Source organism: Mesorhizobium sp. M8A.F.Ca.ET.218.01.1.1, assembly GCF_004791165.1.
Taxonomy (GTDB): domain Bacteria; phylum Pseudomonadota; class Alphaproteobacteria; order Rhizobiales; family Rhizobiaceae; genus Mesorhizobium.
This window is the reverse complement of record NZ_SRUZ01000075.1, coordinates 1-376: the sequence shown is the minus strand read 5'-3', so window position 1 is coordinate 376 and position 376 is coordinate 1. Positions and strand designations below refer to the sequence as shown.

Genomic DNA, 376 nt, shown 5'->3' with positions numbered 1-376 from the left:
GCCAGCCAGCCTGTTGCCCAGGAAAGCCTCCGCCAAGCTCAACTGACCCGTCTGCTTCACCGCCATTGCGATTCCCTCCGAGCTTTCATCTCAGAGAATCACAACCAGCCAATTACGCAACAGGTCCCTTGTGGGAGAAGGTGTCGCCGAAGGCGACGGATGAGCAACTGTGTTTTCAGGCTTTGTCTGGATACCAGGGTTGGTTGTGTCGAAGCATGGCGCTGAGGATGGTCATAATCTTTCGGGCCGCGGCGACGATGGCGACCTTTGGTTGCTTACCGTTTGCAATAAGACGCTGGTGGAAGGCTTTGAGTACGGGATTGGAGCGGCTGGCGGTGAGCGCTGCCATGTAGACCACCCTGCGCAGAGCATGCCG

Annotated in this window: 1 pseudogene; it reads right to left on the bottom strand. The window is 57.7% G+C overall.

Annotated features, from left to right (window positions below):
• Window positions 1-175: 175 nt before the first annotated feature.
• Window positions 176-376 (bottom strand): annotated as a pseudogene (locus EN861_RS34450) (IS110 family transposase); the annotation flags it as partial.